We start from the raw sequence: 13,314 nt of genomic DNA on the forward strand, positions 1-13,314 counted from the left end.
CATCAAGAAGACAGGGTACGAATTAAATTCGAATAGTCTTCTTTGATGTCGTGGCTCTCTTCACGTAACTGCTGGATTTTACGGCAAGCGTGCAGCACTGTCGTATGATCTCGGCCACCAAACGCATCACCAATTTCAGGCAAGCTGTGGTTAGTTAGCTCTTTAGCCAGTGCCATCGCCAACTGGCGTGGACGAGCAACCGAGCGAGAGCGACGTTTAGAAAGCAAATCCGCCACTTTAATTTTGTAGTATTCCGCCACGGTCTTTTGAATGTTATCAATGGTGACCAATTTTTCTTGCAAAGCTAATAAGTCACGCAGCGCTTCACGCACAAAATCGATGGTGATCGGACGGCCAGTAAAGTTAGCGTTGGCGATAACACGGTTTAGTGCGCCTTCCAATTCACGCACGTTGGAACGTAAGCGTTTGGCAATAAAAAAGGCAACTTCATCGGCAAGATGAATTTGGTGATCTTCTGCCTTCTTCATTAAAATCGCAACACGCGTTTCAAGCTCTGGTGGCTCAATCGCAACCGTCAAACCCCAACCAAAACGAGATTTCAGGCGATCTTCCACCCCATTGATCTCTTTCGGATAGCGGTCGGAAGTCAAAATGATTTGTTGGTTACCTTCAAGCAATGCGTTAAAGGTATGAAAGAACTCTTCTTGCGAACGCTCTTTATTAGCAAAGAATTGAATATCATCGATCAAGAGTGCATCAACACTGCGGTAATAGCGTTTGAACTCTTCAATCGCATTATTTTGCAGCGCTTTCACCATATCTTGCACGAAACGCTCTGAGTGCATGTAAATCACTTTCGCATTCGGGTTGTTATCAACAATCGCATTACCAACGGCGTGCAATAAGTGTGTTTTACCTAGCCCTGTACCACCGTATAAGAAGAGTGGGTTATAGGCCGCGCCGGGGTTATCGGAAACTTGACGCGCTGCAGCCAAACCAAGTTGGTTCGATTTACCTTCAACGAAGTTATTGAACTTATGTTTAGGGTTAACGTTTGATCTGTGATTAATGTCTGCCACAACCGTGTCGTTTTCCCACGTACGATGTACTGGTTTACGCGCTTGTAACTGTGCAGGAGCTGAAGATTCAGCCGCGACATCCGCTTGAGTACGAACGGGAGCAGCTTTAGGCGCGCTGACCCGGCGACTACCCACTTCAAAACGCAGGTTCGGGGTATCGTGGCCACAATGCTCTTGCAGTAGTCGGTTGATGCTGTTGATGTATTTATCGCGCACCCAATCAAGCACAAATCGGTTTGGGGCGAATAAAGTGAGAGTATTGTCATTGAGCTCCGCTTGTAACGGACGTACCCACATGCTGAATTCCGCTGCTGGTAACTCTTCTTGAAGCTGTTGCAAACATTGCAACCAAAGCGAAGATGACACGGTTGCCCTCACCCTAAGTAAATGATCGAAAAGACTGGCGATTTTACCTGTTGATAACCAAGATCGCCAGCGATTGATCCGTGATCCAGTGAATAAGATCGAAGTTATTCACACAATTTGCGCTTGATTTTTGTCGATCTTCACAATTAGCACCACTTTACCCACACGATGATCCACATATACAAGGATCCTCTATACTTATCCCCAATTGTGTCACTATGTTCGGTTATGGTTAATAACTACTGGTTATTTATTCTATTGAGTGCTTTACCAGTAACATCCCTCTCTATAAATATAAGGAGTTTCAAGATGAAAAACTGGGTTAAAGTCGCCATTACTGCAATTGCACTATCCGCTGCAAGCGTACACGCGGCAACGGAAATAAAAGTCGGCATGTCAGGGCGCTATTTTCCATTCACTTTTGTCAAACAAGACAAGCTGCAAGGCTTTGAAGTGGATGTTTGGGATGAGATAGGTAAACGCAATGATTACGATGTAAAATATGTTACTGCTAATTTCTCCGGTCTCTTTGGCCTGCTTGAAACTGGCCGAATTGACACCATTTCAAACCAAATCACCGTCACAGAAGCACGTAAAGCGAAATACTTATTTGCTGACCCGTATGTCATCGACGGTGCACAAATTACCGTTCGCAAAGGTAATGACAGCATTAAAGGGATTGACGATCTTGCCGGCAAAACGGTCGCGGTCAATTTAGGCTCAAACTTCGAGCAGCTACTGCGCAGCTTTGACAAAGACAATAAAATCATCATCAAAACTTACGATACTGGCATTGAACATGACGTTGCTCTTGGCCGTGCCGATGCGTTTGTGATGGATCGCCTTTCGGCTCTGGAATTGATTAAAACAACGGGCTTACCGTTGCAATTGGCTGGTCACCCTTTTGAAACCATTGAAAACGCTTGGCCGTTTGTTAACAACGAGCAAGGCCAAAAACTGCAAGCTGAAGTGAATCAAGCGTTAGCCTCGATGCGCGCTGATGGCACACTGAGTGCGATTTCTGAAAAATGGTTTGCTGCCGATATCACCAATAAGTAAATTCCCCTATTATCAAAAGATAGGATTGAGGTGGAACCACACATTCCACCTTTTTTGTTTTAAAAAGGTAAGCCGATGGGATTTGATTTTCACTATATGCTTGAGCTGATGCCAATACTGCTCAGGTATTTAGGCACCACTATGGAGATGGCGACTTGGGGCTTAGTGTTTGCTTTGATCCTGTCGGTCATTTTAGCCAATATTCGTGTGTTCAAAGTGCCCATTTTGGATCCGCTAAGCCAGCTGTACATCAGCTTTTTCCGCGGTACTCCCCTGCTGGTACAACTATTTCTACTCTACTATGGTCTGCCGCAAGTGTTACCGTGGATGGTCGGTTTAAATGCATTTAGCGCCGCGGTGATCGGGCTAACTCTTCACTTCGCCGCTTATATGGCAGAAAGTATTCGCGCCGCCATTTTGGGTATTGATCGCAGCCAAATGGAAGCGAGTTTGTCTGTGGGTATGACCACAAGCCAAGCAATGCGCCGCATTATTTTGCCGCAAGCCACTCGTATCGCGTTGCCATCATTAATGAATTACTTCATTGATATGATCAAATCGACCTCATTAGCTTTTACATTAGGAGTCGCTGAGATCATGGCCAGAGCGCAGATGGAAGCTTCGTCAAGCTTTCGCTTCTTTGAAGCTTTCCTCGCCGTTGCATTAATTTACTGGGCCGTAGTGGTGGTACTGACTCGGGTACAAATTTGGGCTGAAGATAGGCTCAATAAGGCGTATGTACGATGATTAAACTCGATAATATTCATAAGCGCTTTGGCGATACTGAAGTGCTCAAAGGAATCAGCTTAGCAATAGAAAAAGGTGAAATCATCGTCATTATTGGCTCAAGCGGTACAGGTAAATCGACCTTACTGCGCTGCGTCAACTTCCTAGAACGCGCAGACCAAGGCTCCATTACTATTGATGATGTCACCGTCGACACCCAGCAACAGACCAAAGCAGATGTATTAGCACTGCGCAGAAAAACAGGCTTTGTTTTCCAAAACTACGCGCTGTTTGCTCATATGACGGCGAGGCAAAATGTCGCCGAAGGGCTCATTACGGTGCACGGTTGGAAAAAAGATCTCGCCCTGACCCGTGCGCAGCAGATTTTGGATGACATCGGTCTTGGGGATAAAGGAGATAGTTATCCCGCAGCGCTTTCTGGTGGCCAGCAGCAGCGCGTTGGGATCGGCCGTGCGATGGCGCTACAACCAGAATTGCTGCTATTTGATGAACCTACATCAGCACTAGATCCTGAATGGGTTGGCGAAGTGCTTGCTTTAATGAAGAAATTAGCCACTCATCACCAAACAATGCTGGTGGTTACCCATGAGATGCAGTTTGCAAAGGAGGTAGCCGATCGCGTGATCTTCATGGCCGATGGGCAAATTGTAGAGCAAGGCTCTCCACAGAATATCTTTGGTAATCCACAGGATCCTAAGCTCAAGAAATTTTTAAATCAGGTGGGGATCGACGAAGGATCCTTGTGATTTAAAGGAGACTGCGTATAATCCCCCGACCGGAATTTTAGTGAACCCAATCGTTGACACTTATTGTGACAGTGATTACAATTCCGCCTCTTTGTTGAGAGGCGTCGGATTCCTTTCTTTCTATTAAAGAAGCGAAAATATGCCCACGCCGGGTTTATTTGAACCTAAAAACTACTGATCAGTAAGGTAATTACACATGTCTAAACGCACTTTTCAACCTACCGTTCTAAAGCGCAAGCGTACTCACGGTTTCCGTGCACGCATGGCAACTAAGAATGGCCGTAAGGTTATTAATGCACGTCGTGCTAAAGGCCGCGCGCGCCTGTCAAAATAATTCGCGATTATTTTGAATACGTACGCGTTCAATCGGGAGTTACGTTTGTTAACTCCCGAACATTATAAAAAAGTCTTCCAGCAAGCGCACAGCGCAGGCTCCCCCCATTTCACTATCATTGCTCGCGAAAACGCTCTTACCCACCCAAGGTTAGGGTTGGCCGTCCCCAAAAAACAGATCAAAACTGCTGTTGGCCGTAATCGCTTCAAACGCCTCGCTCGCGAAAGCTTCCGTAATAAACAGCATCAACTTCCTAACAAAGATTTTGTTGTGATTGCGAAAAAGAGCGCGCAAGATTTAAGCAATGAAGAAATGTTCAAACTATTTGAAAAATTATGGCATCGCCTGTCTCGCCCTTCGCGTGGTTAGCAATCGGATTCGTCCGTTTTTACCAAGGAATCATCAGTCCTCTGCTTGGACCACGCTGTCGTTTTACTCCAACCTGTTCAAACTATGCGATAGAAGCGTTGAAAGCTCACGGTTTTGTAAAAGGGTGTTGGTTATCAGGCAAACGTCTATTAAAATGCCACCCTTTGAACGAAGGGGGTTTTGACCCCGTTCCGCCACCAGTCCAAAAACAAGACAGAGATAATTAACGATGGATTCTCAACGTAATATCCTGTTAATCGCCTTGGCACTCGTTTCTTTTTTACTTTTCCAGCAATGGCAAGTAGCAAAGAACCCAGCACCTCAAGCGGTTGAGCAGGCACAAAATAGCAGCACTTTAACTGCACCATCTATGGCTGATGAGTTAGACCCAGCACCAGCAGTAACCAATGCGTCTGCAAAAACCATCACCGTCAAGACTGATGTACTGACTCTGTCAATTGACACGGTAGGTGGTGATGTAGTGAAGGCCGAGCTGAATAAGTACGATGCTGAACTCAATTCAGAAGACCCATTTGTGCTACTTAAAGACATTCCTGGTCACCAGTTTATCGCGCAAAGTGGTTTAGTGGGACCGCAAGGGATCGATTTAAGCAGCAACAATCGTCCAAACTATACTGTTAGCGCCGACACCTTTGCTCTAGCGGATGGTCAAGACGAACTGCGCATTCCCATGACTTATCAAGCCAATGGCCTTGAATACACCAAAACCTTCATCCTTAAACGTGGCAGCTACGCCTTGGATGTTGAATTTGATGTAGTCAACCAATCTGGTAATAACGCGACACTGGGTATGTACGCACACCTACGCCAAAATTTATTGGACGCTGGAGGCAGCTTGGCTATGCCAACTTACCGTGGCGGTGCTTACTCAACACAAGATACACGTTATAAGAAATACAGTTTCGATGATATGCAAGATCGTAACTTGTCACTGCCTTTAGTTAACGGTGAAGGTTGGGCGGCGATGATCCAACACTACTTTGCCAGCGCGTGGATCCCACGTGATGCAGCAGGGTCAAACTTATACACTCGCGTGATTGGCAACTTAGGTGATATTGGTGTTCGCATGCCAAATAAAACCATCGCCAACGGTGAAAAAGCGACATTCTTAGCCACACTTTGGGTCGGTCCAAAACTGCAAGATGAGATGGCTGCAGTTGCGCCAAATCTTGATCTAGTTGTCGACTACGGCTGGTTATGGTTTATTGCAAAACCACTACACATGTTGCTTTCATTCATTCAAAGCTTCGTTAGCAACTGGGGTGTAGCAATCATCTGCTTAACCTTCATTGTTCGCGGTGCTATGTACCCACTGACCAAAGCACAATACACCTCTATGGCAAAAATGCGCATGCTGCAACCGAAGCTGCAAGCAATGCGTGAGCGCATCGGCGATGACCGCCAACGCATGAGCCAAGAAATGATGGAGCTGTATAAGAAAGAGAAAGTAAACCCACTCGGTGGTTGTTTACCTATCTTCCTGCAAATGCCTATCTTCATTGCGCTTTACTGGTCATTAATGGAATCGGTTGAACTGCGTCATTCACCTTTCTTTGGTTGGATTCATGACCTTTCAGCACAAGACCCATACTACATCTTGCCACTGCTGATGGGTGTGAGTATGTTTATGATCCAGAAAATGAGCCCGACGACAGTCACTGATCCGATGCAACAGAAGATCATGACCTTTATGCCGGTTATGTTTACGTTCTTCTTCTTGTTCTTCCCATCAGGTTTAGTGATTTACTGGTTGGTATCGAACATCGTTACCTTGATCCAGCAAACCTTGATTTACAAAGCGCTGGAGAAAAAAGGCTTACACTCTAAGTAGCCACTTCAGCAAGAAGTCACACTGACAAGTGAAACAAAGGCGACCTTTTGGTCGCCTTTTTGTTTTTGGCTGATTACAATTGCGCTCATACACCCCTATGTTAGGTACCCTTATGTCTACAGACACCATTGTTGCTCAAGCAACCGCTCCAGGCCGAGGTGGCGTGGGGATTATTCGCGTCTCAGGCCCGAAAGCAGCTCAAGTCGCGCTTGAAGTAACCGGGAAAACACTGAAACCTCGTTATGCGGAATACTTGCCTTTTAAGCATCAAAATGGCACCGAACTTGACCAAGGCATCGCGATCTATTTTCCTAACCCTCACTCCTTTACCGGCGAAGATGTCCTCGAACTACAAGGACACGGTGGCCCGGTCGTCATGGATATGCTGATCAAACGCATTTTGGCTATCAGTGGCTTGCGCGCAGCGCGCCCGGGTGAATTTTCTGAGCGTGCGTTTTTAAACGACAAAATGGATTTAACCCAAGCGGAAGCGATTGCCGATTTGATTGATGCCAGCTCTGAAGAAGCGGCCAAATCCGCTCTGCATTCATTGCAAGGTCAATTTTCCAAACGCATTCACACCTTGGTCGATTCCCTAATCCACCTGCGAATTTACGTTGAAGCAGCGATTGATTTTCCTGAAGAGGAGATCGATTTTCTTGCCGATGGTAAAGTTGCCGCAGATCTGCAAAATATCATCGACAACTTAGACGCCGTGCGCAAAGAGGCCAATCAAGGGGCCATTTTACGCGAAGGGATGAAAGTGGTGATAGCAGGGCGTCCTAACGCGGGCAAATCAAGTTTACTTAATGCCTTATCAGGCAAAGACTCAGCAATCGTCACCGACATCGCAGGAACCACGCGTGACGTACTGAGAGAGCACATCCACATCGATGGCATGCCACTGCATATCATCGATACCGCTGGCCTACGTGATGCCAATGACGAAGTCGAAAGAATAGGTATTGAGCGTGCTTGGGATGAAATAGCAAAAGCAGATCGTGTGCTCTTTATGGTTGATGGCACCACCACAGATGCCACCGATCCGAAAGAAATCTGGCCAGATTTTGTCGATCGATTGCCTGAAAACATCGGCATGACGGTGATCCGCAACAAAGTCGATCAAACCAAAGAATCACTCGGTATCTGTCATGTTAATTCTCCAACCTTAATCCGCCTGTCGGCAAAAACTGGAGAGGGAGTTGATGCTCTGCGTACTCATCTCAAAGAGTGCATGGGCTTTGCTGGGGGCAATGAAGGCGGCTTTATGGCCAGACGACGCCATTTGGACGCGCTAGAGCGCGCCGCACAGCACCTCATGATTGGTCAGCAGCAGCTCGAAGGCTACATGGCTGGTGAAATCTTAGCGGAAGAACTGCGTTTATCGCAGCAACATCTAAACGAGATAACGGGCGAATTTAGCTCCGATGACTTGTTAGGGCGCATCTTTTCGTCGTTCTGTATCGGCAAATGATCGCAGTGAGAAGCTTGATCACTCTTAATTATAGGAATATCTCATGATCCATATCATCACTGGCAGCACCTTAGGAGGCGCTGAATATGTCGCCGATCATCTCAACGATCTACTGCAAGAGCAAGGTTATACTACGACTATCCACAACCAACCCAACTTAAGTGAACTCCCCGCACAAGGGACTTGGCTCATTGTCACCTCCACGCATGGAGCGGGTGACTACCCAGACAATATCCAACCTTTTATCGCTTCTTTGCAATCAACACCACCGAATACGAGCGAGTTAAAATATGCCGTGGTAGCACTTGGCGATTCAAGCTATGACACGTTTTGCGCAGCAGGTAAGCATGCATATCAACTGCTTGAGGATATAGGTGCAACGCCAATTAGCGACTGTTTCACCATAGATATATTAGAATATTCCGTTCCTGAAGATGCCGCTGAAGTATGGCTCAAACAGCACATAGAACAATTCTAGCGAATAGCATCAAGTCACCAAGCGGCCTGTGAGCCGCTTTTTTTGTACTCTTAAGCTCTGTGTATAACTGTCTCAATACTCGCCATAGAAAAGTTAAGTCCATTTTAAATATTTTAATGTGTATAACTATGCTGTTATTCGGTGATTAACCTATAGTTATCCAATTAATAACTTATGCATTTTACGACCCTGTGCATAACTAGCCTTTTTGATCCCAGCTAATACACGATTAGATCATGTCAGGATCACAGCTTGTGATCCTCTTAAAAACCATGATCTTGTTGATCATTTATCGGTTATCCACAGATATGCTCGATCCTAATAATAGATCTAATAAAAGATCTCTATATAGATCTTATATATTATTAACTTACCAAGCTCAGATTAAAAAAGCAGAAAAGCGATTTTCTAGCCAGTGGAAAGCAGGTAGAATACGCCTCTTTTGTCAGTCCATGCTTCATTGAATACCTGAGGTCGGTTCATGCTTTATCACGAAAAATTTGACGTCATTGTGGTCGGTGGTGGCCATGCTGGAACGGAAGCCGCTCTCGCTGCAGCTCGTACTGGTCAAAGTACGCTATTGCTTACCCATAACATTGAGACTCTAGGACAGATGTCGTGCAATCCTGCGATTGGCGGAATTGGTAAAGGACATCTGGTTAAAGAAGTCGATGCCATGGGCGGTCTAATGGCACAAGCGATTGATCATGCAGGTATTCAATTTAGAACACTCAATGCCTCAAAAGGGCCAGCAGTTCGAGCGACTCGAGCCCAAGCAGATCGTGCGCTTTACAAATCGTATGTGCGTGATGTGCTTGAAAACACGCCAAACTTAACTTTGTTCCAACAAGCGGTCGATGATCTTATCGTTGAAAATGATCGTGTAATGGGCGTTGTGACTCAAATGGGCCTCAAATTCCACGCCAAAGCGGTGGTATTGACGGTAGGTACCTTCCTTGGTGGAAAGATCCACATTGGTCTTGAAAACTTCTCAGGAGGCCGCGCAGGAGATCCTCCATCGATCGCATTAGCGCAACGTTTACGTGAACTGCCGTTTCGAGTCGATCGTTTAAAAACGGGTACGCCACCAAGGATCGATGCCCGTAGCGTGGACTTCTCAGTGTTAGAAACACAACACGGTGATAACCCAACGCCTGTTTTTTCCTTCATGGGACAACGTGAACAGCATCCACGTCAAATACCATGCTACATCACGCATACCAACGATAAAACGCATGATGTGATCCGTGCCAATCTTGATCGTAGTCCGATGTACGCAGGTGTCATCGAAGGTATCGGCCCACGCTACTGCCCATCGATCGAAGACAAAGTCATGCGTTTTGCCGACAAAAATAGCCATCAAATTTTTATCGAGCCTGAAGGTTTGACCACGACAGAACTCTACCCTAACGGTATTTCCACCAGCTTACCGTTTGATGTACAAGTGCAGATCGTTCGCTCAATGAAAGGGTTTGAAAACGCACATATTGTTCGTCCGGGTTACGCCATCGAGTACGATTTTTTCAATCCACAAGATTTAAAACAAACCTATGAAACCAAATTCATCAGTGGTTTGTTCTTTGCTGGTCAAATCAACGGCACCACCGGATACGAAGAAGCGGCAGCGCAAGGGTTAATGGCTGGTTTGAATGCAAGCTTATTTAGCCAAGAAAAAGAAGGCTGGAGTCCACGCCGTGATCAAGCTTACATGGGCGTGTTGATCGATGATCTTTCCACTATGGGTACCAAAGAACCTTATCGCATGTTTACCTCTCGCGCTGAATATCGCTTACTGCTACGCGAAGATAACGCCGATTTGCGTTTAACCGAAAAAGCCAGAGAGTTAGGTTTAGTCGATGATGTGCGCTGGGCGCGTTTTAATCAAAAAATGGAAAACATGGAAATCGAGCGTCAACGTTTGAAACAAACGTGGATGAACCCGAATTCCGTTGGTGTTGATGCTCTGAATGCGTTGCTCAAAACACCCATGTCTCGTGAAGCAAGTGGTGAAGATCTACTACGTCGACCTGAAATCACCTATCAACAGCTCACGTCGCTTGAGTCATTTGCACCAGCATTGAACGATAGTGAAGCGGCTGAGCAAGTTGAAATTCAAATCAAATACGATGGTTATATTCAGCGTCAGCAAGATGAGATCGACAAATCATTGCGCCATGAGCACACTAAATTGCCGCTGGATCTTGACTATAAACAGGTCAAAGGCTTGTCCAACGAAGTGATCCTTAAGCTTAACAATGCCAAGCCTGAAACGGTTGGTATTGCCTCTCGTATTTCTGGTATTACACCAGCTGCTATTTCTATCTTATTGGTTTATTTGAAAAAGCAAGGTGTACTGAAGAAAGGGGAAGACGCCGCATGAGCGAGTTAAGAACGCGTCTCGATGATTTAATTGGTCAAACCGATCTCGAGGTCAATGAGCAGCAACGTAGCCAATTAGTCGGTTACGTGGAACTGCTGAATAAATGGAACAAAGCCTACAATCTCACCTCAGTGCGCGATCCTATGGATATGTTGGTGAAACATATTTTAGATAGTATAGTGGTAAGTCCTCACTTACAGGGTGAGCGTTTTATCGACGTTGGTACTGGGCCTGGTTTACCTGGAATACCTCTCGCTATCATGAATCCTGATAAAACCTTTTACTTACTCGATAGTTTAGGTAAGCGCATTCGTTTTATTAAACAAGTTCTGCATGAGCTTGGTATTAAAAATGTGACCACGATTCAAAGTCGAGTCGAAGAGTTTCAGCCGGAAGTAAAATTTGATGGCGTACTGAGCCGTGCGTTTGCTTCAATGCTCGATATGGTGGAATGGTGTCACCATTTACCAAAAGAAACATCGGGCCGATTTTTAGCCCTGAAAGGACAACGGCCAGATGAGGAAATAGCCACACTACCTGAGTGGTGTTCTGTGACTGATGTCAAAGCTTTGAAAGTTCCTGAGTTGGAAGGTGACCGTCATCTTGTAATCTTATCTCGCAAGGGATAACAGCGAGGCATACCGTGGGCAAAATCGTAGCAATCGCCAACCAGAAAGGTGGCGTAGGAAAAACAACAACGTGCATTAACTTAGCGGCCTCTATGGCGGCGACTAAGCGTAAAGTTTTAGTGATCGATCTCGACCCACAAGGCAATGCAACGATGGCCAGTGGTGTTGATAAGTATCAAGTAGATGCAACCGCGTACGAATTGTTGGTCGAAGACACCCCTTTTGATGAAGTCGTGTGTCGCAAAACAACGGGACACTACGATTTGATTGCGGCGAACGGAGACGTGACAGCCGCTGAAATCAAATTAATGGAAGTCTTTGCTCGCGAAGTGCGTTTGAAAAATGCCCTCGCGCCAGTTCGTGATAACTATGATTTCATCTTTATTGATTGTCCTCCTTCTTTAAATCTTCTTACAATCAACGCCATGGCCGCAGCGGATTCTGTGTTAGTGCCAATGCAATGTGAGTATTTTGCATTAGAAGGTTTAACGGCGTTAATGGATACCATCAGCAAGTTAGCCGCGGTAGTCAACGAAAACCTGAAAATCGAAGGGTTACTTCGAACGATGTACGATCCGCGTAATCGCCTAGCCAATGAAGTATCCGATCAACTGAAAAAGCACTTTGGAAACAAAGTCTATCGCACCGTTATTCCTCGTAATGTCCGTCTTGCTGAAGCGCCAAGTTATGGCAAGCCAGCAATGTACTACGACAAGTATTCAGCTGGGGCAAAAGCGTATCTCGCCTTAGCTGGCGAAATGCTTCGTCGAGAAGAAATACCCGCATAATCTCAACTAAAGGAATTCGTCTACATGACTAAACGTGGTTTAGGAAAAGGATTGGATGCATTGCTCGCAACCAGTTCTCTTGCTCGTGAAAAGGAGCAAGCCGCCTCACATAGCCAAGCACTCTCTTCTGATGGCGAATTAATGGATATCGCGGTATCAAATTTGAAACCTGGCATGTATCAACCACGTAAAGATATGTCGGCAGAAGCGTTGGAAGAGCTATCTGCGTCTATCCAATCGCAAGGTATTATCCAGCCGATCGTGGTAAGACGTTTAGAGCTTGGCGGCTATGAAATTATTGCAGGTGAACGCCGTTGGCGCGCTGCAAAACAAGCAGGTTTAAAGCAAGTGCCCTGTTTGATCAAAAATGTCCAAGATCGCGCTGCGATTGCGATGGCACTGATAGAAAATATTCAACGCGAAGATTTGAATGCGATTGAAGAAGCACAAGCTTTAGAGCGGTTGCAAGACGAATTTAAGCTCACTCACCAACAGGTGGCTGATGTGATTGGTAAATCACGCACTACCGTGAGTAACTTATTACGCTTAAATCAATTGGCGGATGGCGTGAAGCGTTTAGTGGAAACCAAGCAGCTTGAAATGGGCCATGCACGAGCATTATTGATGCTCGAAGGCGATCAACAAATTGAAATTGCACAACGTGTGGCCGCAAAACAGCTGACCGTGAGACAAACTGAGCAATTAGTGAAAAAGTGTTTAACACAGCCTTCTGAGAACGGATCGGCATCGGAAGACTTAGATGCACAACAAATGTCACAAAGATTGAGTGAAATGTTAGGGGCTAAAGTGTCGATCATTCGTTCAAAAGGTGGCAAAGCCAAAATGACGATTAGTCTTGATGAGCCTCACAAATTAGAGCAACTAATTGCCAAGCTAGAAAGCTAAATGAGATAATTGATTTAAGTCAATTATGCAAAAAACGTTTTTTTATTTGAAAGTTGTCGGTTTGTAAACAAAATTGTAACTTTTTGCTGTCTTTCAATTGCAATCAGTTCGACTCACCGTATAATTTTCGCCAATTTCCCAGCCCT

The 13,314-nt window shown here is 45.5% G+C and carries 14 protein-coding genes; 13 read left to right on the forward strand and 1 reads right to left on the reverse strand.

Going from position 1 to position 13,314, the window contains the following annotated elements:
* Positions 1–2 precede the first annotated feature (2 nt).
* A complete protein-coding gene (gene dnaA, locus AACV12_RS01360) occupies positions 3–1,406 on the reverse strand; it encodes a chromosomal replication initiator protein DnaA (protein ID WP_010319947.1) in 1,404 nt (467 codons plus the stop codon).
* A 309-nt stretch (positions 1,407–1,715) separates the two neighbouring features.
* Between dnaA and AACV12_RS01365 the strand changes: the two genes are divergently transcribed.
* From AACV12_RS01365 to AACV12_RS01425, 13 genes are all read left to right on the forward strand, one after another.
* Positions 1,716–2,465, forward strand: a complete 750-nt coding sequence (locus tag AACV12_RS01365; protein WP_026027668.1) for an amino acid ABC transporter substrate-binding protein — start codon at positions 1,716–1,718, stop codon at positions 2,463–2,465.
* A gap of 75 nt (positions 2,466–2,540) precedes the next feature.
* Positions 2,541–3,212, forward strand: coding sequence for an amino acid ABC transporter permease (locus AACV12_RS01370; protein ID WP_029388115.1), 672 nt, complete (start codon positions 2,541–2,543; stop codon positions 3,210–3,212).
* The gene (locus tag AACV12_RS01375; RefSeq protein WP_170901328.1) at positions 3,209–3,958 is read left to right on the forward strand and encodes an amino acid ABC transporter ATP-binding protein; all 750 of its coding nucleotides are present in this window, start codon (positions 3,209–3,211) and stop codon (positions 3,956–3,958) included. Before AACV12_RS01370 ends, AACV12_RS01375 begins: the two co-directional genes overlap by 4 nt.
* 196 nt (positions 3,959–4,154) lie before the next feature.
* On the forward strand, positions 4,155–4,292 hold the full coding sequence (gene rpmH, locus AACV12_RS01380; protein ID WP_010319951.1) for a 50S ribosomal protein L34: 138 nt from the start codon (positions 4,155–4,157) through the stop codon (positions 4,290–4,292).
* Between the two features lie 12 nt (positions 4,293–4,304).
* Positions 4,305–4,661, forward strand: a complete 357-nt coding sequence (gene rnpA, locus AACV12_RS01385; RefSeq protein ID WP_026027667.1) for a ribonuclease P protein component — start codon at positions 4,305–4,307, stop codon at positions 4,659–4,661.
* Positions 4,628–4,888 (forward strand): membrane protein insertion efficiency factor YidD, encoded by a 261-nt coding sequence (gene yidD, locus AACV12_RS01390; RefSeq protein WP_081265547.1) that lies wholly within the window; start codon positions 4,628–4,630, stop codon positions 4,886–4,888. Before rnpA ends, yidD begins: the two co-directional genes overlap by 34 nt.
* Before the next feature lie 2 nt (positions 4,889–4,890).
* Positions 4,891–6,513: a membrane protein insertase YidC gene (gene yidC, locus AACV12_RS01395; protein ID WP_017046370.1), complete on the forward strand. Its 1,623-nt coding sequence runs from the start codon at positions 4,891–4,893 to the stop codon at positions 6,511–6,513.
* Positions 6,514–6,625: 112 nt separating this feature from the next.
* Complete coding sequence (mnmE, locus tag AACV12_RS01400) at positions 6,626–7,987, forward strand: tRNA uridine-5-carboxymethylaminomethyl(34) synthesis GTPase MnmE (RefSeq protein WP_026028517.1); 1,362 nt, start codon at positions 6,626–6,628, stop codon at positions 7,985–7,987.
* Positions 7,988–8,030: 43 nt separating this feature from the next.
* Positions 8,031–8,465 carry an FMN-binding protein MioC gene (gene mioC / locus AACV12_RS01405; RefSeq protein WP_013855584.1) on the forward strand — a complete coding sequence of 145 codons (435 nt, stop codon included), beginning with the start codon at positions 8,031–8,033 and terminating at the stop codon, positions 8,463–8,465.
* A gap of 481 nt (positions 8,466–8,946) precedes the next feature.
* Positions 8,947–10,845 (forward strand): tRNA uridine-5-carboxymethylaminomethyl(34) synthesis enzyme MnmG, encoded by a 1,899-nt coding sequence (gene mnmG / locus AACV12_RS01410; RefSeq protein WP_017047816.1) that lies wholly within the window; start codon positions 8,947–8,949, stop codon positions 10,843–10,845.
* On the forward strand, positions 10,842–11,474 hold the full coding sequence (rsmG, locus tag AACV12_RS01415; protein WP_010319958.1) for a 16S rRNA (guanine(527)-N(7))-methyltransferase RsmG: 633 nt from the start codon (positions 10,842–10,844) through the stop codon (positions 11,472–11,474). Before mnmG ends, rsmG begins: the two co-directional genes overlap by 4 nt.
* A gap of 14 nt (positions 11,475–11,488) precedes the next feature.
* Complete coding sequence (locus tag AACV12_RS01420) at positions 11,489–12,262, forward strand: ParA family protein (RefSeq protein ID WP_013855586.1); 774 nt, start codon at positions 11,489–11,491, stop codon at positions 12,260–12,262.
* 24 nt (positions 12,263–12,286) lie between these two features.
* Positions 12,287–13,168: a ParB/RepB/Spo0J family partition protein gene (locus AACV12_RS01425; RefSeq protein WP_017046373.1), complete on the forward strand. Its 882-nt coding sequence runs from the start codon at positions 12,287–12,289 to the stop codon at positions 13,166–13,168.
* Positions 13,169–13,314 lie beyond the last annotated feature (146 nt).

Origin of the sequence: Vibrio sp. 2-2(8) (assembly GCF_963888495.1) — a bacterium.
Classification (GTDB): domain Bacteria; phylum Pseudomonadota; class Gammaproteobacteria; order Enterobacterales; family Vibrionaceae; genus Vibrio; species Vibrio anguillarum.

What these genes read in the sequence shown, in the direction of transcription:
- AACV12_RS01365 (WP_026027668.1), top strand. Translation starts at nt 1,716, where the DNA reads ATGAAAAACTGGGTTAAAGTCGCCATTACTGCAATTGCACTATCCGCT.
- yidD (WP_081265547.1), top strand. Translation starts at nt 4,628, where the DNA reads ATGGCATCGCCTGTCTCGCCCTTCGCGTGGTTAGCAATCGGATTCGTC.
- yidC (WP_017046370.1), top strand. Translation starts at nt 4,891, where the DNA reads ATGGATTCTCAACGTAATATCCTGTTAATCGCCTTGGCACTCGTTTCT.
- rpmH (WP_010319951.1), top strand. Translation starts at nt 4,155, where the DNA reads ATGTCTAAACGCACTTTTCAACCTACCGTTCTAAAGCGCAAGCGTACT.
- AACV12_RS01370 (WP_029388115.1), top strand. Translation starts at nt 2,541, where the DNA reads ATGGGATTTGATTTTCACTATATGCTTGAGCTGATGCCAATACTGCTC.
- mioC (WP_013855584.1), top strand. Translation starts at nt 8,031, where the DNA reads ATGATCCATATCATCACTGGCAGCACCTTAGGAGGCGCTGAATATGTC.
- mnmE (WP_026028517.1), top strand. Translation starts at nt 6,626, where the DNA reads ATGTCTACAGACACCATTGTTGCTCAAGCAACCGCTCCAGGCCGAGGT.
- AACV12_RS01375 (WP_170901328.1), top strand. Translation starts at nt 3,209, where the DNA reads ATGATTAAACTCGATAATATTCATAAGCGCTTTGGCGATACTGAAGTG.
- rsmG (WP_010319958.1), top strand. Translation starts at nt 10,842, where the DNA reads ATGAGCGAGTTAAGAACGCGTCTCGATGATTTAATTGGTCAAACCGAT.
- mnmG (WP_017047816.1), top strand. Translation starts at nt 8,947, where the DNA reads ATGCTTTATCACGAAAAATTTGACGTCATTGTGGTCGGTGGTGGCCAT.
- AACV12_RS01425 (WP_017046373.1), top strand. Translation starts at nt 12,287, where the DNA reads ATGACTAAACGTGGTTTAGGAAAAGGATTGGATGCATTGCTCGCAACC.